The sequence below is a fragment of the Arthrobacter sp. K4-10C genome, assembly GCF_059090085.1.
On record NZ_JBNHFI010000012.1, the window covers coordinates 14628 to 37703 of the forward strand.

Consider the following 23076-nt stretch of genomic DNA (forward strand, 5'->3'; position numbering starts at 1 on the left):
TGTTTCTGGTTGGGGACCTGCCCGGCTACTCTGCCAGGTAGTCCAATGCGGTGAGGGCCAGAGCGGCCGCGCCGTCGTGAATGGCACGATTCGCTGCTTCTCCGATGCAATGGGCGGCGAACTCGGGCTGGTGGTTTGCTGCGGGGAAGCAGCCGAGCCCAATGTAGGGGTGGATGGCCGGAACAACCTGTGACACGTTGCCCATGTCCGTTGATGCCCGGTTCATGGTGGCCTGCTCCGGCGGCGCGGTGAAGTCGCGGCCCAGGAACTCGGCATTCCGGACATACAGTTCCAGCGCCCGCCAGTCGGTGCGGAACTCCGAGTAGGGCTCCGACTCCGGCGTTATGGACAATTCGGAGCCCGATGCCAGCGCCCCCGCTTCGAAGCAGCGATGCACACGCTCTTCCAGCTTTTCCAGTTCTGCAAGTGATTCGGCGCGGACGTACCAGCGGCCCTCCGTCTTTTCGGGTATCGCATTGGGCGCTTCACCACCCCGGGTTTGGATGCCGTGGATGCGCGTACCTGCGGGCAACTGCTGCCGGAGCAAACCGAGGGCCACCTGAGCCACGATGAAGGCGTCGCTCGCGTTGACGCCTTGATGGGGGTAGGCGGCAGCATGTGCTGATTTACCCCTGTACTCCACATGGCTGTGTGCCACGGCATAGGGACGGGCTTCGGCCGAGTCGACCGGGCTGGGGTGCGCCATCATCGCCAGGTCCAAACCCAGGAAGGCACCCTTCTTGAGGAGCTCGATTTTTCCGCCGCCGCCCTCTTCCGCCGGGGTTCCGTACACCTCCACGGTCAGGTCACGCTCCGTTGCGAACTCTGCCAGCGCAAGGGCCGCCCCGCAGGCGATAGCGGTGATGATGTTGTGGCCGCACGCGTGGCCCAGGCCCGGCAGGGCGTCGTACTCGGCCATGAGCCCAATGCGGCGGGTGCCCGCCCCGAAGACTGCCCGGATGGCAGTAGGAAATCCCAGGTACCCCCGTTCAACCGCAAAGCCGTGCCGCTCAAGATAACCAGCAGTCCAGGCGGCTGCGCGATGTTCCTGCCAGCCCAGTTCCGGGTTGGCGTGGAGTGTCTCGGACAGCTGGACCAGATCGTGATGCTGCCCGGCTACGGACTCGAGCACCCTCGCGCGCTGAGCCGTCGGACTTACCAGGCGTGGCCGCTCAACGCGCATCGCCCGGCACCCCGTATCCCACGGAAGACGCGGGGTCCAGCCCGCGAACCACATAGTCCTGGCGTTGCGGAAGCCAGACCTCCAGCAGATGCCCAAGCTCGGCTATGGGGTCCTCGTGCCAGTCCACCCGCAGGTCAGTGTCCCGCCACCCATGGCCGGAAACCACCGAGATTCCCGCCGAGCGCACAGGGCCGGCCTCGCCGCCGGCCGCCTCCGCTGCGCGAAGGGCAGCCATGAGCCGCACTTCGAGTTCTCCTGCCGTTGCTGCGAATCCGTCGCACAGGGCCTGGGCTACGCCGGGATCTGCGAGCATGTTGCCCGCAGCTACACTGCATGCGCTGCGGCCCTCCCCAAAAACGCCCAGGGTGTGCGCACCGCTGAAAACGGCGGAACCTCCGTGTGCGTCCAGCACCACCAGTTGCCGGTAGTCCACCGCCGGTGATTCATGGACGACGGCGTCAATCGCCTCTTGCGCCGAATAGCCCGCTTGCAGACGGTCAAGGAGCGTGGCGCCCAGCCGAGGGTCGGTGATGTTTTGGGAACTGACGGCGCCGACGCCATCGCGCAAATGCGCGCACCGTGCCGCAACGGCCGCGGAGGACGAGGACACAGCGATGCCAAACCGGCCTTGCCCGTCCGTGGCAGCGATGCTGAACGTCACTGCTGTCCCTCCGTCGAGATCACTGCGGTGGCGTCGATTTCCACGAGCCACTCCGGGCGTGCCAGCGCCTGGACGACGATCCCGGTGGACACGGGGAAAACGCCCTTCAACCACCGGCCCATGGTGCGGTAGACAGTTTCGCGGTACCGCGGGTCGATGAGGTATACCGTCACCTTGACGATGTCTTCGAGGCTGCTGCCGGCTTCCTTGAGCAGCATGTCGATGTTGGCCATGGCCTTCTCCGTCTGGGCTTCAACGTCGCCGATGCCCACGGATTCCCGCGTTTCCAGGTCCTGCCCGATCTGGCCCCGCAGGTAGACCACGCCGTTGGCAACCACGGCCTGGCAGAGATCGTTGTCCAGATTCTGCTCGGGATACGTGTCCTTTGTATTGAACGTGCGGATGCGCTGGTGCTTCACTTGGCTGCTGCCTTTCGGTCGTGGTTCAAGCGGTTGCTCGTATCCTTCAGCTTCCGAGGCATCGGTGAATCTGTCCAACAGTTCTTTTAGAACGATTGCATCGGCGATTCTGATGAAGAGGTATTCTTTTCGCATGGATGTGACACTGACGCAGTTGCGCTATTTTGTGGAAGCGGCAGCCCAGCTGTCCATGACGGGCGCAGCCGCCCGCCTGAATGTGGCACAGTCCGCCGTCTCGGCAGCCATTGCGCAACTCGAGCGCCACGTCGGCACCCAGTTCTTCATCCGTCAGCGTTCCAAGGGGCTGGTGCTGACGCCGGCCGGCGAACTGTTCGTCCGCGATGCACAAGCCATCCTCGCGCAAGTAGAAGAGAGTATCGATCACGCACGTGGGGAGCACCAGAGTGTTGCAGGGCGGATTCGGATAGCGTGCTTCAGTACACTCGCCCCCTTCCTGTTGCCCGGAGTCCTAACCAGGTTGCGCGAGGACCACCCTGCCCTTGAGACGGAAGTTCTGGAAACTGACACCGCAGGCTGCATCGCTGCCTTGCTCAGCGGCCAGGCGGACCTCGCCCTTTGTTACGACCTGGACCTGCCGGACGTGATCGCGCGTTCCGTCGTTGATACCGTTCGGCCCTATGTGGCACTTCCGCCAGGGCATAAGTTCGCCGGGTCGAAGAAGGTGTCCCTCTCGGCGCTCAGCGGAGAGTCCTTCGTGCTGCTGGACCTGCCGCATACGAGGGACCTGATGCTCTCCATTGCCCGGCTGGGCGGCCAGGAACCTGACGTGAGGTTCCGCTCGGGAAGCTATGAGACCGTGCGGACTTTCGTGGCGCGGGGACTGGGCTATTCGATCCTTCACCAGCGCCCGCAGCACCAGTTGACCTACGACGGCGGCAAGCTCGCCAGCGTGGAGATCCGTGACGACGTGCCGGAACTAAAGACCGTCCTGGCCCACCTCAAGTCGCACCGTCCCACGGCCAGGGTGCGGGCCGTGGCCCAGGCGGTGAGGCACCAGATCGTCGCGGCCCATGCTGAGCGCGGCTAGGAAGGGCTGATCCGCATTCATCTGTTCCATAGATGCACTACGCGTTAAAAATCTATTAGACAGATTACTTTGCCCCGTTCGAAAATGGATACACCAGCAAATGGGCGTGATCCAAGTCACGTGTTCTGGTAGCGCGTCCCGGTCGGTCAACGTCGACCGCCACAGGCCCGCTCTCCCCATCCCCCATCGGATCTTTTCCTCCAGGAGGAACTGTGAACACCAGCAACATCGAGGGCAACATCAGCCGGAAAGGCTTGCGCACGAGCGTTGCCGCCGGTTCGATAGGCGTTTTTGTCCACTGGTTCGAGTGGGCCATCTACGCCTACCTTGCCTCCACCATCGCCGTCGTCTTCTTCCCCCAGCAGGACAGCACTGCAGCGCTCCTGTCGGTCTTCGCTGTCTTTGCGATCAGCTTCGGCGTCCGCCCCCTGGGCGCGCTGGTGTTTGGCACCCTGGGTGACAGGATCGGCCGCAAGAAAACACTCTCGCTCGTGATTCTCTCCATGAGCGGCGCCACACTGGTGGTTGGCCTCCTGCCAACCTACGATGCCATCGGGCTGTGGGCACCCATCCTGCTGATCGCTGCCCGGGTGGTGCAGGGGCTTGCGGCCGGCGGCGAATTCGGAAGCGCGGCGGCATTCCTCGCAGAATACTCGCCCAGGAAGCACCGCGGTTTCGGAGTCAGCTGGCTTGAGTTTGGAAGTCTCCTCGGATTCCTTGCAGCCTCGCTGGTGGTGTTCATCCTAAGCAGCGTCATGGATGCTCAGACCATCGCCGACGGCGGCTGGCGCATTCCGTTCCTGATTGCCGTTCCGATGGGCGTCATCGGCTTCTACATTCGTTCCAAGATCGAGGACACCCCCGAGTTCCGGTCCCTGGAGCAGCTCGACAACGTCCCGCAGAGCCCGGTGAAGGAGGTCTTCACCCGGCATTGGAAGCAGCTCCTTCAGATGGGCGGCCTGGAAATCATGATGCACGTGACGTTCTACGTGGTACTGGTCTACCTGCTGACATACCAGGAAAAGGTGCTGGGCTTCGACGCCGGAACCGCGGCACTGCTGTCCACCGCGGCGTCGGTCGCAGGCCTCATTCTGGTCCCGCTGGCGGGCGCCGCCTCGGACCGGATAGGTCGGCGCCCCGTCCTGATCACTGCCGCCCTGGCGCTGGTAGTCCTTGCCTATCCACTGTTCCTGATCATGCAGTCCGGAACGGCCTGGGCCGGTGCCGTCAGCACCGTCGGGCTGGGCGTCATCCTGGCCCTCATCCTTGGCGTCCATGCTGCCGCCGCTGCGGAACTCTTCCCCACCCGTACACGGCAGACGGGGCTCTCGGTCGCCTACAGCGTCACCGCGGCCATCTTCGCCGGCACGGTCCCGTACGTCCTCACGTGGCTCATTGCCCAAACAGGGAACCAGATGATGCCGGCGTTCTACCTGATCCTGGTGGGACTGATAGGCCTGGCCGCTGTCCTGAGTATGAAAGAAAGCAAGGGCACGGACCTCATGACTGTGGAAGACGTCAAGGATTCCCCGCAGACGTCCCCGGCAAGCTCTGAGGCGCCGAGCGTCCGCAACTGACTGTCCTCTAGACCGTAGCCTGGGCTCAGCAACTGAGCCCGGGCTACGGGCGTTTTTCTGCCGCCAGCCTCGCCAGTGCCCGCTCCACCAGGTGTCGCTGCCGGGAACCCGTGACAGCGTCCGGATCCAGCATCGACGTGACGTGCAGCCCCATCATGATGTTCAGCAGCTCATCGGCCGCCGCATCAGGGTCCGCTAACGGTTCGCACTCGCCGTCGTGCTCCGCCTGGGCGAGGAAGCCCATCATCAGTCCGCGCCAGTGCAGCAGGGCGTCGCGGCCAACGGCGCGCAGCGCATCCTCCGTCTGGGCGCGCTGCCAGAAGGAGACAGCCACCCGCGCTTCAACCACGGTGAGGGGATCGGCAGGGATGATTTCCAGGCAGAGGCTGCGCAGCGCAGCAAGGCCCCTGCGGCCAGCCGTGCCCGCCGCGATGCGTTCGTTGGTGCGTTCGCAGATCAGCTCGTAGGCGGCCAGCAGCAAGGCGTCCTTGTTGGGGAAGTAGTGGGCCAGCACGCCGGGGGCCGCGTAACCGCATTCCCTTGCAATGTCGCGCATGCTCGCGTTCTCGATGCCCTCCCCGGCGATCAGCCGCCACGTGGTCTCGATAATCGAACGGCGCCGTTCCTGGTGGTCTACCAAACGGGGCATGCGGCTCCTTCGGATGCGGACGGTTGATGGCTCGGACCGCACCCTATCACCGCGGGAACGCGGCTGCGCGCCCCCGCGGTGTGGAGTTGTCAGTGTCCGCAGTGACCCGTTGCAGAATGCCCGACGGCGGAGCCTCCGGCGTTTGGGCCTTCCGTCGGGCAGTGGCCGGCGGCGGAGGGCGGCACGTTCAACGTGGGGTTCTCATCAAAGAAACCGTGCGGTTTGAGGGTGAATCCGGTTGTGTCTACAGGCATGATGGGCCAATCTTCCGGCCGGGGGAAGTGCGTCAGGCCGAACGAGTGCCAGACCACCAGGTCCTGGCCGTTGATGTCGCGGTCCTGTGCGACATAAGCGGGAAGCCCTGCACCGCCCGGATGCTGGTTCACGAAATCTCCGGCCGCATAAAGCTCTTCGTCATGGTGCCGCGTGACCCAGAGGTGGTGCCGTGCGAAGGCAGCCCGGGAGGCGATCGAGGAGTCATCCGCCATGGCCAGGGTGGGGTTGCCCTCCGGATAGAGCGTGTAACCGACCGGGTGGCCGAGCTGGTTCAGGGAATCCGGGTTGCTGATATGCCAGACGCGGCCCTTGGAGCCATCGGCGTCCCGGACTGCCTCGGACTCCCGGGCCAATACGGTGCGCTGCTGCGTGAAGGCGTTGCCGTGCGGGTTTCCGGGACCCTTTGGGAGACGCACGAGGTCCAGTTCCTCCACACGGTTCGTGTCGCCGTCGACCATCATGTCCAGCCTGGCGCTGAAGAGGTGCTGGTGGAACGGAGCGCCGAGGCCGGGCGCGATTTCCGAGGCATAGGAGTATGCCTTGTCCGGGAGTGCGGCCGTGAACACGATGCCCGTGGCCTTCGCTTCGAATTCGATGGTGCCGTCCAGGTAAAGGTACCAGTAGAAGCCGTAGTCGTAGTTGCCCACGGTGGTGAAGAAGGAGACCACCAGGCGGCGGTTGCGGCGGACCTCGTTGGAGCCGGCCCACTCATCCGTGTGCTTCCACAGGATTCCTGCGTCTTCCTCGTGGATGCAGATGCCGTTCTCGATGGTGCGCGGGTTTCCGAAGTCATCGGCAACCACGGGGGACATGTACGTGATGTCGCCCAGGCAGTCGCAGCCGAGCTTGAGGGAATTCGCGTCCCGGCCCACAAGGTACTCGCCGGAATCGAAGTAGTTCTGCCAGCTCCGGTACGGGGAGGGGTCGCCGTAGGGGACCACCATTTCGGAGATCGACGCGCGGTGGACAACCGGGCGCCGGCGATCCTTGTGCGTGTAGTGGAGTTGGTGGAGGACGAGTCCTTCCCGGGCATCGAAGCCGACGCGCAAGTCCCAGCCCGCCCAGGAAAGGTGGTTGCCCTCGAGGGTGAAGCTGGGCCCTTCTGGCTGGGTGATCTCGATCGGCTTCAGGTCCGTGCGTAGCTCGCCATGGATCGCCGGGTCGGTGTAGTTGCCGTTGACCTCCGGAACGGGGACAGGGCCGTCGTCGATCAGGTGGTCCACCCGCCGGTTTTCCACGTCAACGAAGGCAACCAACCCGTCTATCGGGTGTGCCCACGGGTGGTCGGCGGGGTGGTCCTGGCGGAAACCGAGGCCACGCAGCAGCCTTTTGCCCTCCTCGTTTTCGTACTCGAAGACGCCTGCCGACAGCGGAGCAACCCGCACCTGCTGCGGGGCCAGGCCGCGGCGTGCCAGGGATTCCTTCCACTGCGGGTCTCCGCCGAGGATTTCCTCAATGATCCCGAACTCCTCCAGGAGGACGGGCAGCTGGCCGTCGATGGCGGGATCCAGTTCACGCTGCTCCGTCACCAGCCCCGCGGCCAGGGAGAGGCGGACGTCAAGGGACCGGGACAGGGCGGCGTCCCACAGCATGGCCCGGACCTGGCGGTCGGCTCTGGTGGGATTCCCCTGTAACGCGGATTTTGGCGGTTCGATCAGTCCGAGGTAGGCGAAGCGGGTGGTGTCAGACACGAGTCCCGCCTCGGCGAGGATCCGGCGGGCTTCATGGATTTCGTCGGCGGTGAGCTGTGCGAGGGGATGCTGCACGTGCGGGGCCTGCGTCTTTGCGGCCTGCGCCTGTTTCTCTGGGGCCAAATGGGCGGTCTGAAGGGTCATGGCACTTCCTGATGTCAGATTTTGATGGTACAACTGTTCAACCAACGCTTTGATGTTACCCACCTCACAAGCCCGGCGTAAAGTCCTCGACTCCCAACACGCCGGGGTAGCCAGGAGAACCATGGACCAGCGAACAGCCCTCCGGCCGGAGCGCCTCCCGCACGCCCGCATCCCCGCCGCCCTCGTGGGATTGGCGGCAGCAGGCAGCGCGGCGGCACATCTGATCGCGGCGGCCAGCGGGCCGTCGGGTTCGATGGCCTGGTGGATGGCGGCGATGGCAGTTGTTTGCCTGGCCTGCGCCTCGCCGATGCTGGCCGGGCGAATCTGCGCCGGACGGGCCGCCGGACACCTCCTGGCAATGAGCGCCGCGATGGTCCTCATCCATCTGGTCTTGCTGGTAACGCCTGGAGCCGGGAGCCATCACGAGGCGATCGCGGCCGCAGGGGCTGCCGGACACGGGCGGTTCGCCAACGAATCCACCAGCCATGACGGCGCGATGCTCGCACTCATCGGAGTCGAACTGCTGTGCCTTTTGGGCTCCGCGACCGCCCTCCGCCTGACGCGTTACGGGCAGGGCCGGGGCCAGCTGGCCCCGGCCCAAAAGCCCGCATCCATCGGCGCCGCGGTCCGCGCCGCCGTCGAGCAGTAACCACTACGCACTGAACCACCGAAAACCGAAACCAGGAGCCACGATGAACACCACCTCCACCTTGACTTCCGTCGACTGGAACGGCCGGGCGGACGCCCTGGCGATCGACGGCCGGGCATTCATAGGCGGCCGCCGCACCAGCGCGGGCGGGCGGAAGGTCCGGCCAACCAGCAGCCCCGTTGATGGACGCGTCCTGGCCGACCTGGCCGCATGCGATGCCGGGGATGTTGACGCCGCCGTGGCCGTCGCGCGGCGGGCCTTCCCGGCGTGGTCCCGCCTGGGAGCGGAAAAGCGCAAGGGCTTGCTGCTGGCACTTGCAGCGCTGATGGAGCAGAATGCCGACGAGCTGGCGCTGCTCGAAACCCTGGACAGCGGCAAACCAATCCTGCAGACCACCACCGTGGACGTACCCGGAGCCATCTCTACCCTGCGCTGGTATGCCGAAGCGGCGGACAAGCAGGGCGGTGAGCTTCCCGCCGTTCCAGCGGGGGCGACAGCGTTGGTGACCCGTGAGCCCTTGGGAGTGGTGGCCGCTATCGTGCCGTGGAACTTTCCGCTCGAGATCGCAGTGTGGAAGCTGGCCCCGGCGCTCGCCGCCGGAAATACGGTATGCCTCAAGCCGGCCGAGCAGACGTCGCTGAGCGTCTTGCGGCTCGCCGAGCTGGCTTCCGAGGCCGGGCTTCCCGACGGCGTACTGAACATTGTCACGGGGACTGGCCGCGAAGTGGGTGCCGCGTTGGCGCACCATATGGACGTCGATGCCTTGGCGTTTACAGGGTCCACCGCGGTGTCCCGCACCTTGCTCGAGGCCTCCGGCCGGAGCAATCTCAAGCGGCTGAGCCTGGAGGCCGGCGGAAAGAGCTCCAACATTGTCTTCGCAGATACGGGTGATCTCGCCGCGGCGGCTGCCAAGGCAGCTTTCGGGGCCTTCTACAACCAGGGGCAAGTTTGTTCAGCCAACTCCCGCATCCTGGTCCAACGGGAGATCCACGACGAGTTTGGCGCCCTGCTTGTCGATGCTGCGGCCGGGTATCGGCCTGCGGACCCGCTCGCGGGGTTGGGGGGCAACGGCGCCCTGATAAGCAGCGCCCACACGGACGACGTCGAAGGCTGGGTGAAGCGCGGGCGGGCGGAAGGCGAAGTACTTTTCGGCGGTGAGCGGCGTGAAATCCGCGGCTCGGACGCGTATCTGGAACCGACGCTGCTGGGCGGGCTGGGGGCGGAACATGATGTTCACCGGGAGGAGATCTTTGGGCCTGTGGCCGTGCTGCATGCCTTCGCCACGGAGGACGAAGCGGTGCGGCTGGCAAACGCTACGGACTATGGACTGGCGGCGTCTGTGTGGACCTCGGACCTGGCCCGGGCGCATCGTGTGGCGGGGGAGTTGCTCGCCGGAACCGTATCCGTGAACACGGTGGACGCGCTGGGCAACACCACTCCGTTTGGCGGCTTCAAGCAGTCCGGGTTTGGCCGCGACCTGTCACTGCATGCCTTCGATAACTACACGGCGCCAAAGACCACCTGGATCCAGTTCGGCTGACCGGCTTCATCGGAAATCTTGATGTTCTTCATCTCCATCCCTTGTTTTACGTGATGCACTTCACAAGCCTACTCTGATCTCCACAGCGGACCGGACCCGGACATTTAGCACTGCACGAAGCCGGCCCCGTCCCTCTTTTCGCCGCCGTATGGCACACCCTCCCTACCCACCCTTCTTGCGCAGTAGCAAACTTAAGCAGTAGCAAAGGACCGATCATGGATCAGCCAATAGCCTCAACACACCTTGCCCAGGAGCAAAGCAAGCATCTGCAGAAATCACTCGGCCGCTTCGACATCCTGTTGCTGGTGGTCGCGGCCGTCATCTCGGTGGAAGTCCTGGGTCAGGTCTCCGGATTCGGCGGGGAGACCTTTACCTGGACCCTCATCCTGGCGGTCACGTTCATGGTGCCCTACGGCCTCATCTTCGCCGAGACTGGTGGGGCCTTCACCGAAGAGGGCGGCGTCTACGTCTGGACGAAGATGGCCTTCGGCCGGGTGGTCGCCGCCATCACGTCCCTCTTCACATGGGTGACGCAGCCAGTCTGGGTAGGCGGCGCTATGGCGTTCGTCGCCGTGGAAACCTGGTCCGAGTACGTGGGCCACGTGGAAGCCGGGAGCGCTGGCGACTACATCTTCAAACTGGTCTTCATCTGGATCACCGTGACCTCGGCCATTGTCAGCCTGAAACACGGCAAATGGCTGCCTTCGCTCGGCGCCATCCTCAAGGTCCTGTTCCTGACCTTCTTCATCGTCGTCACCTTGATCTATGGGCTGCAGCACGGCTTCAACGGACTGGACCTCGGCTTCTTCTCACCCACCCTGGCCGGCTTCCTTGGCGTCACGCCTCTGCTGCTCTTTTCCTTCCTCGGCTTCGAGTCCGGCAACAGCGCGGCAGGGGAGATGAAGAATCCGGCCAAGGACGTCCCTATCTCTATTGCCCGCTCCTCAATGATCGCGGCCGCAAGTTACCTGCTTCCGATCCTGGCCATCCTGCTGGTGGTACCTCTGGACCAGATCACGGGCATTGGTGGGCTTTTCGGCGCAGTGGCAACGGTCTACTCAGTCTTCGGCCCGGCCGCGGAGGCCATGCTTGCCGTTTCAGCGGTGGTCTTCTGCTTCATCCTGGTTTCCCAAGGGGCCGCATGGATGATCATCAGCGACCGCATGCAGGCCATGGCTGCCGCCGACGGATCGTTCTTCGGCGGGTTCTTCGGCCGCTTCCACCCCAAACTGGGGACACCGATCCGCGTGAACACGCTCTCGGGAGTGGTAGCTACACTGTTCATGCTCGCGGCAATGCAGCTCAGCGGCACCAGCAGCGCACTGTTCGGTGTGGTCCTGTCCATCGCCATCTCGACGTTCCTGCTCAGCTACCTCCTGGCAATCCCGGCAGCGGTGCGGCTCCGGAGCAAGTACCCGCTCACTGACCGGCCCTTCAAGGTTCCCGTCTCCGACGCAGGTTTCCGCGTCCTCGGGTACATCTGCTTCGCCTGGATCCTGATCGGCTCCTGGGTGGCCATCTTCCCGGGAACCCTGGACATGCTCTTCGGCCTGGAATACGACTTCGAGGAGATTTGGGGAGTCTCGCAATTCACCTTCGAAGCCTTCGCGCTTGGCACCCTGGGCTGCATCCTTGCCCTGGGAATTGTCGGATATGTGCGGGGCAGGAAAGTACGTGAAGCTGCCTCACCCATTGAGACGTCCAAGGACGCCGCAGTCCTCCTGCCTGAAGGCTGACGAGCCGGAGCAGGGATCCTCCCCGCACGGATGCAGGCGAGCTGCCCATGCCAACTCCGCAGCCAATAACGAAAGAACACCTATGAGTAACCCCTTCCTCCTTGAGGTAGCAGTCACAGAACCAGCTGAGAGGGACCAGAAGCTTGACGACGCTGTGCGGCTCGCAATGAAACATGCAATAGAAAGAGGTCAAGGGATCCTTGTGACACAGCACAGCTACCGTCAGTACGCGGTGTCGGTCAGCCCTGACGTTCCGTTCGGGCAAACACGTGAGCGGCGGGAACCACGTCGGCCTTAATTGCGAGAGAGGGAATGGTTCCACGTTGCCATGGCGTCCTAGCTGGTGTCAGGAAGCTAACGCCATTGCCGATTCGCTCTCGTTTTTCTCACCCAAACGGGCACTTGATACCTACCGGAAAGGCTGGGGGCCGATGAGGGCCCCCAGCCTTTTGTTTAGTAGAACCAGGGGAGTTCTTCGTGTCCGAAGTCCTTAAAGGAACCAAACTTTCCAGCGCTGAACGCAAGCCCCTGTCCCTCGCGTTCACGGCAACCGGTTACCTGGCCGAAAAAGACCTGGTGATCACCTACGTCGTACTGGTGGACCACGGTGCAGTCCGCCTGCGCCAGTGCATCCTTCACCACTGGGAGCCCGGACTCGGTGAAATCAAACTCGCCACCGTCGAAGTGTTCAGCACCGCGCGCGGCGAACCGGCGCGCTATCGATTCCTGTTTTGCCCCAAGAATCGAAATGGCAAACTTTCCGCTCTGCAGCAACGTATCCCCTGTGCGGGTGTTGAAGTTCAGCGAGATCATCAGAATGGGCGGAGTCAGGCTGATGGACGTCAGGGAATTAATGGTCATGCCGTGCAGCTCATCACCTGCTTTGGTGGTAATCACTGCAACACCGGTAAGAAACCTTCCCATGGTGCGGCGCATATGGAGCGCATCGGGTTCGGCGAAGCTGAGTGTGCGGTTCATTTCAATTGTCACTGTCCTGGTAATAGCGGACTTCAAACATTTTGGCTCCGGTTTCGGAGACCCACGGCCCGTGTTCCATGCCCGGGGGACGGGTCGCCCAGTCGCCGGCCTTGAACGTGCGGTTCAGGCGCTGGTCGACGAAGGATCCTTCGAAGATGAACACTTCTTCCCAGAAGTCGTGGGTGAGAACGCCGTTCGGCGACGTGTCGGTTCCCGGCTCGAATTTGAGGATGCGTGTGACGCTGTCGTTCTTGTCATCGCGGGCCAGGATCGCTTCAGAGAGCCCGTCGATGTGGGGGGTGCAGGGAGTGAAGTCAACGGAAGCCGTTGGAGTGAACTCGAATTCAGGTTTGGCCATGATTACTTCGCCTCGGCACTTTCGTTGATTCCGTATCCGCCCAGGAATTCGTCGAGTTCAGTAACGAGGGCGTCGTATCCGTAGTTACGGTACGTATAAGCGCCTTTGACGACGAAGGGTGCACCGGCGTAGAACATCTCGTATTGCTGGTGCCGGCCTGCGAATTCCGAGCCGATGATGTCCCAGGCAAGCTTGAACAACTTCACACGCTCTTCACTGGGGACTCCCGGGGACTGGACGTAACGGTCCATGTCGGGGCGGCTCACTTCGCTGGTCATGTCAGCGATGCTTGATGGCAACTGAAGAACGCCGCCACCCACGAGGTCCCGAAGAATCCCGATGACCCGAGGGTAGGTTTCGGACTGAAGGCCCATGGCCCCGTACAGCGCACGCTTTCCTGGAACCATCATTCCGTTCGCGTCGGCGGTCGCCGTGTATTCGGCGGCAAGAACTGCTGATTCAACCGAGGATACGATGGCAGCGAGTTCCCCGAGCTTCTCCTGGACGCCGGGGATCTTGTCGGTGCCGTTGACCTGGGTGACCTTCCGGGCAACGGAGGCGATGAATTTCAGCTTGGTGGCGAACCGGATCTGTGCCTGCCAGTTGCCCAGGGCGTGGGCGCCGGTGTCGAAGAACTGCTTGCGCAGCATGTCGACGTTGCGGTCGATGAACACCCGGTCCCACGGGACGAGGACATCATCGAACACGACAAGGGCGTCAGGTTCGTCGTACCTGGTGGTCAGAGGGTAGTCGAATTCACTTGTAGCTGCGGGAGCGAACGGGCGCCGGCAGTACAGCTTGAGGCCCTTGGTTGCTGCGGGCAGGGCGAAGCTGATGGCAAAGTCGACATCGTCCGGGCCGAGTGGCTTGATGCAGGTCACAAAGACTTCGTCTGCGATGGCGCCGCCCGTAGCCAGCATCTGGGAACCGCGGACAATCATGCCTTCTTCGGTTTCCCTGACGACGCCAACCTGGAGGAAGTCGCCTTCCCAGCCTGACGCGTTGGTGGCCCGGGATATCTGGGGCGGGATGATGGCGTAGGACACGTAGAGGTTCTCGGCAAGGATGCGCTTGTAGTAGTTGCTGATATTCGCTGAAAAGTCGTGCTGTTCGTCCTTGAAGACGTCCGGGTGCGAGCCGAATGCGGCAAAGAAGGTTCCCACGTGGTCCGGGCTGCGGCCTACCCAGCCATGGGTGTGCTTTGCCCACTTCTCGATGGCGTGGCGGCGGAGGACCAGTTCCTCCTGCGACCGGGGTGCGGCAAAGACCCTGTTGGCCGGACCGTTGATCTCATCAGAGTGGAACTGCATGCCGTTTTCAGGATCTGCGGCGATGTCGTACAGCTCAGCCATGGTTTGGGCAATGTGGCTGAATGCCGGGTGCTCCAGGACGTTTTCCACAACCTGGCCGTCGACAATGACGGTACGCCCGTCATTGAGGCTCTTCAGGTATTCTTCTCCGGTTCGCATCAGTTCAAACCTTTCGTCATTTTGTAGGTGTGTTCGAGTTTCGTGCCGTCTGGAAACAGCAATTCCAGCCTCCAGACGGTGCCTTTGGTGAATTTTCCGCCGAGCAGGGGAAGGGTGCCGCCGAGGCAGAGGAAATCGTCGTCCCCGACATCAGTACGGTCCAGGAGCAGCCGGACGACCTCGGCAGGCTTGCGGATTCCGTCAAGCGTTCCTTCCTGGTAGAGCGCACCGTCCACCCAGGAACGGGCGGTGCACTCATCCAGGGACAGTGACTCCAGGTCATCGATTCGGATGACCTGTGACGAAACCGGCTTAGGGCATGCCCGCTTGGAGTCGCCGATGTCCTGGATTTCCAAGTCCCTGTCCGTGTGGTCGGAGCCGATTCCCAGGTAAAAAGTGCCTTTGTGGCGGATGTAGAGAGGCTCCACTTCTCCTGATGTCAGGCTGTCCGAGCCCTCATGCTCAGCCGAAGTGGCGAAGAGTTCTTCGGGAACCTGGTAGAACATTGGCACTTCGGGGGGCGGGGCAACACCGATTGCTGCCAGTTCGTCGATGTGGTGCTGGACAGCGGTCATGTCCCTGCCGGTATAGCCGGCGACGATGCCGCGAAAACCGTCCAGGGTGATGGTTCCGCCTCCAACAACCTCGAAGGTCAGGGGTGCGTTTTCAGCGTTTTGCATTGTCATCTCCTTATTTCGCCAGGTTGCTGTATTGGGCGAGCCGGTCACCGATGACCGGGAATTCCTTCCTCACCCTCGAGACCTGCTCAGGGTCAATTTCCACCAGCAGGACTTCTTCGGCGGAACCGCATTCAGCCAGGACGACGCCGGATGGGTCCACCACCCTGCTATGCCCACCGACCTCGACTCCTTCCTGTTCGCCTGTCGCGTTGGTTGCGATGATGAACATCTGATGCTCAACCGCACGGGCGGAGGTGAGCAGGCGCCAGTGTTCCCGTCGGGCTGCCGGCCAGGCAGCAGGGACAATTACAATCTCCGCTCCCCTTTGGCTGAGCTCGGACCACAGGCCGGGAAAGCGCAGGTCGTAGCAGGTGACGCCTGCGGTGTGCCCGAATGCTGCATCTGCAACGGGCAATGAGTTACCCGGAGTCAGCAGGCTGGACTCCAGTGACTTGTAGCCGAATACATGGATCTTGCTGTACTTGTGAACGATGCGCCCGGCGGGGTCCAGCAGGATGGAAGTGTTCTTAAGGTGTCCTTCTTCGTCCCTCTCGACGATGCTTCCGGCGTGAACGTAGGCGCCCAAATCGGCAGCGACGCGGGAGCACATCGACAGCGTGGGCCCTTCAACCGTCTCGGCCAGGGCGTCGTACTGATCGAAGTGAAAGTAGCCGGCGCTCCAAAGCTCGGGCAGGACGACCAGGTCCGCGCCTTCGATGTTTCGGAGGAGTCCTTCCACCCGTACGATCCGCTCGTCACGGCTTTCGTGGTCCGGGCTGGCCACCTGGACGAGTGCTACTTTCATGAGAATTCCTTGCTTTATGTCGAACTGGAGGTGTTGTTCACAAAACGCCGTGCTCGCGGTGCTTTGAGGGCCATCAGGGTTGATGCCAGATGCTCACGGACTGCCTCAACTGCCGTATCGGCGTTCCCGCTTTGGATTGCCTTTACGATGGCGCGGTGTTCGTCGAGGACATGGTCGCTCCTGCCCTCGCTGTCCTGCACGGCTTTGACTCCGATACGAAGTTGCTTGAAACGCAGGGAGTCGTACACGTCCTCCAGGACAGGGTTATCCGCTGCGGCCACGATGTACTTGTGGAACCGAATGTCGCAGGCGATAAAGGCGACGGGATCTGCGAGTTTTTGTGACTGTTCTTCCAGGAGCTGATCGAGGTCTCCTGTGGACTTCAGGGAGGCCACAGTCTTGCGCACAGCCCATTCTTCGATGATCTGCCGGGCCTCCATCATTCCTTCAATGTCCTTCGACGTCATGGCCGGCACATAAGCCCCCTTGTTGGGTACCCGTCGGATCAGGCCGTCGGTTTCCAGCCGGAGCAAAGCCTCCCGAACGGGTGTGCGTGAGGTTCCCGTGGCTTCCGCTACCGCGTTTTCGCTGAGAAAGGCCTCTTCGTCCCACGGCAACTCGCTGATCGCGTCCCGAAGCCACCTGTAGGCGATCTCGGGGGCGGAGATGTGGCTGGGCTTGTGAAGGCGGTTCATCGAAAGCTCCTCGAGCGGTTGTATACGGGATGTACTCACAGTATCGCGCAGGAGGCTTTGCTGTCGGCTAGGTGTTACTTCGCTGCAGGGGCGCCCGTTTGCACCTGTACATCGAGGTCACTAAGGCGGATGTTTTTGGTTTCCTTGGCGAACAGGACCGAGACCAAGGAGACGAGACCCATGAATGCCAGGTACACCCCGATGGCGTAGCCGGTACCGAACTGGCGGTACAGGAGCAGGGCAATGATCGGTGATAGTGAACCAGCGACCAACGATGCAAGGTTGTAGGCAACGGATGTTCCGCTGTACCGCACGTCCGTGGGGAAGAGTTCAGAGAAGAAGGCGCCGATGACCGAGCTGTAAGCGGCAAAGATCAGCAGGCCGCCGACAGCTGCGACGATGGTTCCCCACAGTTGCCCTGTGTTCAGGAAGAAGAAGAACGCGAAGGCCCAAATCATCGTGGCAATTGAGGCGCCGATCATCATGGGCTTGCGGCCAGTCTTGTCCGCGTAGACAGCCAGCAGTGGGATGGCCACGCATGCGGCGCCCTGGCCGATCATCACAGCCGTGAGGCCGTCCTGACGGTCCTGGCCCAGGATTTCGGTGACATAGGTAATGATGAACAGCGAGTAGATATAGAAACCCGCATTTTCGCCCATGCGGCTTCCGGCGGCAATGAGGATTTGACGCCAGTTCCGACGGAACAGGACGCCCAAAGGCATGCGAACCTTCTTTGTCTCTTCTGCTTCACGCTTCCGCTGTGCCTCCTTGAACAGCGGAGTTTCCTGCACGTAGAGGCGCAAAACGAGCCCGATGACCACGAGCAGAGCCGACAGCCCGAAGGCGATGCGCCAGCCCCAGGCGAGAAATTCGCTCGCCGGCATTACAGCGGCGAGAAGTGCCAGGACGCCGGCGGCCATGAGGTTTCCCAGTGGCGGGCCCACGTTGGGCCAGGAGGCCCAGAAGGCCCGCCGGGTGCTTTCATTGCTGTGTTCAGAAACCAGCAGGACGGCGCCACCCCACTCGCCACCCAAGGCGAATCCCTGGACGAGACGCAGGAAGAGGAGGATCAGCGGCGCTGCTACACCAATTGCTGCGTACGGGGGAATGAAGGCGATCAAGGCAGTTGCTACGCCCATCAGGAGGAGACTGGCGACCAGGGTGGTGCGGCGCCCGTGTTTGTCTCCAATGTGGCCCAGGACAACGGCGCCAAGAGGTCGTGCTATAAAGCCGGCCGCAAATGTTCCCAGTGCCAGCATGGTACCGACGAGCGGATCATCCGTCGGGAAAAACAGCTTGTTGAACACCAAGGCGGCCGCGGTGCCGTAGAGGAAGAAGTCGTACCACTCCACGGCAGTGCCGGCCAGGCTTGAGGCAGCAACGGTCGGCAGGTTTGTATGCTTCTGCCGCCGGAGCTCTGCCTTCGTCATTTGTGTCATTCGATCATCCTTTGGGGAGGGGGCCTTGGATACGGCCTCGGCTGGCTCAGCCGCAACACTGCGGCGGGCCGGGTTACTCGGAGGTGATGAACAGGGCGTGAAGTGAATCACTGAAACCACTGTAGGCCACATGTATACAACTTGTCTACCACTCATAAACAAGCGAAAAGTTTGTGTAGACAAGATGTATACAACGACCCTATATTTTTAGGCGTGCGCACCAAAGGAGCTGCGCAGACTCTTCCGGTCTTCTTGGAGGTTAAATCCATGGCCCTGATTCAAAAGTCCGAGATCCTGCTTGAGGTGGACGGTGATGACGCCGAGACAATTCAGGCGGACCTAGGAACAGCGGTAGCCATTGCTGAGTCAGCATCGCTGAGTTGCGGCGGTGGCGTGCTGGTAACGCAGCATGACTACTGGTCCTTCACGGTTGCCGTGAGTAGAGAGGTGCCCCTCGGCCACACAGTTCAACAGCGGGCCTGGCGCTTGGCATGCTGGTGACGGAGACCGCTCCAGCAGGTTCCAAGCCTTCAGGCGCAAGCCAGCCTGCTGTCCATGTATCTGATCCATGGGGCATGCACCGGGGGGTGGAAACCCCGCCTGGTGATTGGGCTCTGAACTGGTGGCTACTGCCGGACGCGTCCGTCAGATAGTCGTACAATCCCCGTCAAACTGATACTGCCCTTTGGGCAGCCTTTAAAGTTCCCCCGCAACGGGTCCCGTTGTTCTGGGCCGCCGGGGTTCCGGGCAGTCTGGCTATCGGAGCTACCTTGTGGCTGAGGATGCCTTCATTCACCGGCGGCTGCCACCGCAGTCATCGGTACCATGGCGACCACTGGGCAGGTCGCTTTTGTGGTGTGCTCCGGTATTGCGGCATGCATCCTCGTCGGGTTTGGAATTCTAGGGTCCCGGCTCCGCAGAGCCACATACCCAACCTATTGGACCTAACAGGATTGGTAGCTGTCAGAGCCTCACCGCGGACAGCGTAGCCGGCAGACCGAGTGGCCCGGGCGGCTACGCTGTCCCAGAAACAGCTCAATCGTCCGCGCGGTTATCGAGGTGTCCTTCGCGTAAAGGCTGACGGGGTGTCACCCGAACACCACCACGCACGCACTCAGGCCACCGAGCTTGAATCCATGAACTTCCACCTTGCTTGTTGTTGGGGAGGCGACCGCGCTCTTGACGCGGAGTGTGACTCAGGTCAACAATAAGCGAATGGCATTCACTAAACAAGCGGCGGCAAAGAAGCCTTCCGCAGACTCCGTCCCCGTGGCCGGACTGAAAAAGAACGCAATCGGAACCCGCGACATCGTGTTCATGTTGGTGTCGGCGGCAGCACCGTTGACCATCGTGGTTGGAATCGCCCCGCTCGCCCTTGCGGTGGGCGGCGTCGGCGCCCCGGTCATCTATATCGTTGCCGGTTTGGGCCTGGCACTCTTCGCCATCGGCTTCATGGCGCTTACGCGCCACGTCCAGTCCTACAGCGGCTTTTACGGCTATATCGCCAAATCCCTGGGGCGGGTGGTCGGACTCGGCTCGGGACTCACAGCCTGGATGAGCTACAACGGCATCCAAATTGGTCTCTACGGACTACTGGGAATCCAGGCCGATCTGGCGGTGAAATCCCTCACGGGGGTTGAACTGCCGTGGTGGGCCTACGCCGTTGTGGCGATTGGCGCCGTCTGGTACCTGGGCTGGCGGGGGATCGACGTCGGCGCCAAGGTCCTCGCCGTCCTGCTCACTTTGGAAACCGCCATCGTCGCCATCGTCGCCGCCTATGTCCTGGTCCAGGGAGGCGCGCAAGGCATCAGCTTCGAATCCTTCAGCCCTGAGGCCATCTTCTCTCCACAGTTCGCCGCTGTCATAGCCCTTGGCTTCTCAGCTTTCATGGGTTTCGAATCCGGCGCGCTCTACCGCGAAGAAGCCCGCGACCCGGACCGGAGTGTCCCACGGGCAACCTACATTTCCATAGCCTTCATCGGTGCCTTCTACGCGTTTGCCGTCTGGGTCATCGTCCAGGCCTTCGGGCCAAAAGCCATCCAGGAGTTCGCGGCCGGACACCTTGACTCTGGCGACACCGCCTACATCATGGCCGGCACGTTTGCCGGGGAATGGTGCGTCAACCTCATGAGCGTGCTGATCGTGACCAGCATCTTCGCGTCCCAATTGTCCTTCCACAACACCATCAACCGGTACACACTTTCATTGAGCCGCGAAGGCATCTTCCCCAGGCGGTCCGGCAGGATCAGCCCCCGGCACGGCACGCCGTCCGTTGCCGGCTTTGAACAGACGCTGCTTTCCCTGGCCCTCGTGGCGGGCGCAGCCCTGCTCCAACTTGACCCGTTCACGCAGTTCCTCATTTGGGCGAATACCCCGGGCGTTGTGGGGATCCTGCTCCTGCAGGCGCTCACCGGCGTCGGCGTGGTGGTCTTCTTTGCACGGCGCAGGGACCACGGGTTGCGCTGGTACGTGATCCCCTCCGCTGTGGTTGCCAGCCTGATCATGTGTGTGGTGGCTTACCTGATGCTGGACAACGCGGAGTTGATCACCGGCCTGCCTGACGGTGACCCCATCAACACCATCCTTCTTGTCACCACCCCGCTGGTCTGCGTTGCCGGAATGACCCTGGCGTTGGTGTTGCGGCGCGTCAATCCGGCCGCCTATCACCGGATCGGCCACGCAGATTGTTGAGCATAGTCTTGAGGGATGCAGACTCCGGAGAAAACCAGCCGAATGGGGCGGCCGCTCAGCCCCAGGCTTTCGCGCAAGGCAATTGGACGTGCAGCGCTGGAGATGTTCGAGAAGGAGGAAGGACTCTCAATTCCGCGCCTCGCAGAGCGGCTCGGCGTCCGGCAGTCCTCGTTCTACAAACACGTCACCGGCCGCCAGGAAATCATCGAACTTGCCCGGGGATCTTTGGTGGAGAAAGTCCGGATTCCCGATCCGCCGGCCGGCGACCTGGACGCCGCTGTCCGCCAGATTTTCGAGGCGCTCAGGATTGCCTACAGCCAGGTACCTGCGCTTCTCCCACAACTGCTCGCCCAGCCGGTCTCGCATCCGGCGGCACTCGCCCTCTACAACCGGTTTGCAGAGACATTCATCCGTGCAGGCGTGCCGGACCACCTTGTTGTCCCCACCATCGAGACCCTGGACAGCGCAGCCATCGGCGCGAGCCTCGACGCCCTCGCCATGGAGTCCGCCTGGAGCATCGCGGAGGAAGACCGCTCGACGTACCCCCATCTTTCCGCGGCGCAGCAAGCCGTGGCAACAAACCAAGTGGACCGCTTCGCGTTCCTCGCCGACGTCCTGTCGGCCGGACTGCGGGCGGCCATCGACCGCGACTCCTGAGTTTTCCAGGGGTCGCAGAATCCAGCCAACCCCACAGGAGCCAGTCTTGAACCCCCCTCATCCCATCGACGCCGTCATCCTTTCGTCCAGCATCCTGTATGGCAAAAAGCTCCAGGAAGTGAGCGGATTCGTGGCCATCGCGGAAGGGCGGATCGCCGCCGTCGGACCTACCTGGGACGCCCCGGACTGGATCGCGCGCGCCGGGCGCGTGATCGATGTCGGGGAGGCCACCGTCACCCCGGGGCTGGTCGACGCGCACATTCACCCTGTCCTGGGTGCCAGCGTGGCCCGGGGCCTTGACCTAAGCGGCGTCACGGATCTGGAAGCCGTCCGTGGTGCGCTGGCGGACTACGCCGCAGCAACACCGCACATCGCCGGAAAGGACTGGCTGTTTGCCTGGGGGCTCGATCCTGTTGTCTTCCGCGACGGCGACTCCAGCAACAGCCTTTTCCGGGGCATCCTGGATCAGGAGCTGGTGTTCATCACCCTGTTCGACGCGCACGCCGCGTTGGTTTCCGACGCGGGGATCCAGCTCGCCGGTGTGACGGGGCAGGAGCGGCTGGACAGTTCCGGGTACGTCGGGGTGGACTCAGACGGCAAACCTAACGGCATGCTGTACGAAATGGCTGCCATGGACCTGGTTCGTGCCATCCTCCCGGAGCTGTCCTTCGAACAGCGCGTGGAGGAGTTGGACCGGCTCCTGCGCTCCATGGCCGAATCCGGCCTGGTGGCAGGGCAGATGCTTGATTTCGCCCATGCCGATTCCCTAGACCTGCTCGAGGCGCTGGAAGAACGGGGTGAGCTCGCCATCCGGCTGCGGGTCTCGCCGTGGATCATGCCCGGAGCCACCCAACAGGACCTTGACGCCATGCTGGCACTGCAGGGCCGGAGGGGGCGGCGGTGGCATGTTCACGGCATCAAGCTCATGATGGACGGCACCATCGACAATGGCACGGCGTGGCTGTTCGACGCCGACACCCACGGCGAGTCCCTGGATCCGCTGTGGCGGCGGCCCGGTGACCTTGCTGCAGTCATGCGGTTCTTCCATGAAAACGGCATCCCCACGGCGACACATGCCATCGGGGACAAGGCTGTTGCCTTCGTTGCCCAGGCCATCGGAGCACTGGTTCCGAACGGCACGGTGCACCGGATCGAGCACGTCGAATCCATTCCCGACTCCGTCCTTAAAGAGATTGTCGACGCCGGAGCCACCACAAGCCTGCAACCCACCCACTGCACGTTGTACAGCCGCGCGGACCACAGCGACAACTGGTCGCGCAGGCTGGGTACGGAACGCGCCAACCTTGCCTGGCGGACCCGCGACCTCCGCGACGCCGGAGCCGTGGTTGCCCTCGGTTCGGACTGGCCCATCGCGCCGTTTGATCCCCGCGGGATCATTGCCGCCGCGCAGACCCGGCGGCCGGCAGGCCGGCCCGACGTCGAACCCGTCCAGCCGCAGCAGGCACTCTCCGCCCGGGCTGCCCTGGAAGGCTACACAAGCCAGTACTGGCAGTCGGTGGGCGAGGATGGAGGCGAGCTGGCCGTGGGCGCCCGGGCCGATCTGACTGTTTTTGGCAGCAACCCGCTGACAACCGCGCCGGACGAGTTTGCACACGCCCCCGTCGTCCTCACCATGGTGGACGGTGAAGTGGTGGTGGACATGCAGGTGGCTGCGGCCGGAGCAGGTTCCGCAGCCTGACTGGGCTCTGCACCCGGCGGGCGGCCTCGTGC

General features: G+C 62.8%; 21 protein-coding genes. 9 read left to right on the top strand and 12 right to left on the bottom strand.

Going from position 1 to position 23076, the window contains the following annotated elements; translation table 11 throughout:
* Nucleotides 1-25: 25 nt before the first annotated feature.
* The 3 genes from AC5RUU_RS16610 to AC5RUU_RS16620 are packed head-to-tail and all read right to left on the bottom strand — an operon-like array spanning nt 26 to nt 2263.
* On the bottom strand, nt 26-1183 hold the full coding sequence (locus AC5RUU_RS16610) for a M20 family metallopeptidase (RefSeq protein ID WP_493976308.1): 1158 nt from the start codon (nt 1181-1183) through the stop codon (nt 26-28).
* The gene (locus tag AC5RUU_RS16615) at nt 1173-1844 is read right to left on the bottom strand and encodes a DUF1028 domain-containing protein (protein WP_493976309.1); all 672 of its coding nucleotides are present in this window, start codon (nt 1842-1844) and stop codon (nt 1173-1175) included. Before AC5RUU_RS16615 ends, AC5RUU_RS16610 begins: the two co-directional genes overlap by 11 nt.
* The gene (locus tag AC5RUU_RS16620) at nt 1841-2263 is read right to left on the bottom strand and encodes a RidA family protein (RefSeq protein WP_493976310.1); all 423 of its coding nucleotides are present in this window, start codon (nt 2261-2263) and stop codon (nt 1841-1843) included. Before AC5RUU_RS16620 ends, AC5RUU_RS16615 begins: the two co-directional genes overlap by 4 nt.
* A gap of 133 nt (nt 2264-2396) precedes the next feature.
* Here AC5RUU_RS16620 and AC5RUU_RS16625 point away from each other — a divergent pair, with 133 nt between their 5' ends.
* Together AC5RUU_RS16625 and AC5RUU_RS16630 are read left to right on the top strand one after the other, a co-directional pair.
* Nucleotides 2397-3311: a LysR substrate-binding domain-containing protein gene (locus tag AC5RUU_RS16625; RefSeq protein WP_493976311.1), complete on the top strand. Its 915-nt coding sequence runs from the start codon at nt 2397-2399 to the stop codon at nt 3309-3311.
* A 212-nt stretch (nt 3312-3523) separates the two neighbouring features.
* Nucleotides 3524-4888: an MFS transporter gene (locus AC5RUU_RS16630; protein WP_493976312.1), complete on the top strand. Its 1365-nt coding sequence runs from the start codon at nt 3524-3526 to the stop codon at nt 4886-4888.
* Between the two features lie 43 nt (nt 4889-4931).
* Here the strand turns inward: AC5RUU_RS16630 and AC5RUU_RS16635 are convergent, their stop codons facing one another.
* On the bottom strand, nt 4932-5537 hold the full coding sequence (locus tag AC5RUU_RS16635) for a TetR/AcrR family transcriptional regulator (RefSeq protein WP_493976313.1): 606 nt from the start codon (nt 5535-5537) through the stop codon (nt 4932-4934).
* A gap of 89 nt (nt 5538-5626) precedes the next feature.
* The gene (locus tag AC5RUU_RS16640) at nt 5627-7648 is read right to left on the bottom strand and encodes a primary-amine oxidase (protein ID WP_493976314.1); all 2022 of its coding nucleotides are present in this window, start codon (nt 7646-7648) and stop codon (nt 5627-5629) included.
* Nucleotides 7649-7769: 121 nt separating this feature from the next.
* On the opposite strand from AC5RUU_RS16640, the gene AC5RUU_RS16645 reads away from it, so the two are divergent.
* The 3 genes from AC5RUU_RS16645 to AC5RUU_RS16655 all read left to right on the top strand — a co-directional run bounded on the left by AC5RUU_RS16645 (nt 7770) and on the right by AC5RUU_RS16655 (nt 11573).
* Nucleotides 7770-8297 (top strand): hypothetical protein, encoded by a 528-nt coding sequence (locus AC5RUU_RS16645; protein WP_493976315.1) that lies wholly within the window; start codon nt 7770-7772, stop codon nt 8295-8297.
* Between the two features lie 43 nt (nt 8298-8340).
* Nucleotides 8341-9837, top strand: a complete 1497-nt coding sequence (locus AC5RUU_RS16650; protein WP_493976316.1) for an aldehyde dehydrogenase family protein — start codon at nt 8341-8343, stop codon at nt 9835-9837.
* A 215-nt stretch (nt 9838-10052) separates the two neighbouring features.
* The gene (locus AC5RUU_RS16655) at nt 10053-11573 is read left to right on the top strand and encodes an APC family permease (protein ID WP_493976317.1); all 1521 of its coding nucleotides are present in this window, start codon (nt 10053-10055) and stop codon (nt 11571-11573) included.
* A gap of 453 nt (nt 11574-12026) precedes the next feature.
* Here the strand turns inward: AC5RUU_RS16655 and AC5RUU_RS16660 are convergent, their stop codons facing one another.
* The 7 genes from AC5RUU_RS16660 to AC5RUU_RS16690 form a co-directional block, all read right to left on the bottom strand.
* Nucleotides 12027-12551 (bottom strand): flavin reductase family protein, encoded by a 525-nt coding sequence (locus AC5RUU_RS16660; RefSeq protein WP_493976318.1) that lies wholly within the window; start codon nt 12549-12551, stop codon nt 12027-12029.
* A 1-nt stretch (nt 12552) separates the two neighbouring features.
* Nucleotides 12553-12909, bottom strand: coding sequence for a cupin domain-containing protein (locus tag AC5RUU_RS16665; RefSeq protein ID WP_493976319.1), 357 nt, complete (start codon nt 12907-12909; stop codon nt 12553-12555).
* 2 nt (nt 12910-12911) lie between these two features.
* Nucleotides 12912-14378 carry a 4-hydroxyphenylacetate 3-hydroxylase family protein gene (locus AC5RUU_RS16670; protein ID WP_493976320.1) on the bottom strand — a complete coding sequence of 489 codons (1467 nt, stop codon included), beginning with the start codon at nt 14376-14378 and terminating at the stop codon, nt 12912-12914.
* Entirely contained in the window at nt 14378-15058 is a 681-nt protein-coding gene (locus tag AC5RUU_RS16675) for a DUF2848 family protein (protein WP_493976321.1), read from the bottom strand. Before AC5RUU_RS16675 ends, AC5RUU_RS16670 begins: the two co-directional genes overlap by 1 nt.
* A gap of 10 nt (nt 15059-15068) precedes the next feature.
* Nucleotides 15069-15863, bottom strand: coding sequence for a carbon-nitrogen family hydrolase (locus tag AC5RUU_RS16680; protein ID WP_493976322.1), 795 nt, complete (start codon nt 15861-15863; stop codon nt 15069-15071).
* A 14-nt stretch (nt 15864-15877) separates the two neighbouring features.
* Complete coding sequence (locus AC5RUU_RS16685) at nt 15878-16558, bottom strand: GntR family transcriptional regulator (protein WP_493976323.1); 681 nt, start codon at nt 16556-16558, stop codon at nt 15878-15880.
* A 74-nt stretch (nt 16559-16632) separates the two neighbouring features.
* The gene (locus AC5RUU_RS16690; protein WP_493976324.1) at nt 16633-17997 is read right to left on the bottom strand and encodes an MFS transporter; all 1365 of its coding nucleotides are present in this window, start codon (nt 17995-17997) and stop codon (nt 16633-16635) included.
* 267 nt (nt 17998-18264) lie between these two features.
* Between AC5RUU_RS16690 and AC5RUU_RS16695 the strand changes: the two genes are divergently transcribed.
* From AC5RUU_RS16695 to AC5RUU_RS16710, 4 genes are all read left to right on the top strand, one after another.
* Nucleotides 18265-18498, top strand: a complete 234-nt coding sequence (locus AC5RUU_RS16695; protein WP_493976325.1) for a hypothetical protein — start codon at nt 18265-18267, stop codon at nt 18496-18498.
* A gap of 714 nt (nt 18499-19212) precedes the next feature.
* Nucleotides 19213-20688 carry an APC family permease gene (locus AC5RUU_RS16700; protein WP_493976326.1) on the top strand — a complete coding sequence of 492 codons (1476 nt, stop codon included), beginning with the start codon at nt 19213-19215 and terminating at the stop codon, nt 20686-20688.
* A 15-nt stretch (nt 20689-20703) separates the two neighbouring features.
* Entirely contained in the window at nt 20704-21345 is a 642-nt protein-coding gene (locus tag AC5RUU_RS16705) for a TetR/AcrR family transcriptional regulator (protein ID WP_493976327.1), read from the top strand.
* 46 nt (nt 21346-21391) lie between these two features.
* Nucleotides 21392-23044 (top strand): amidohydrolase, encoded by a 1653-nt coding sequence (locus AC5RUU_RS16710; protein ID WP_493976328.1) that lies wholly within the window; start codon nt 21392-21394, stop codon nt 23042-23044.
* The last annotated feature ends 32 nt before the right edge of the window (nt 23045-23076 follow it).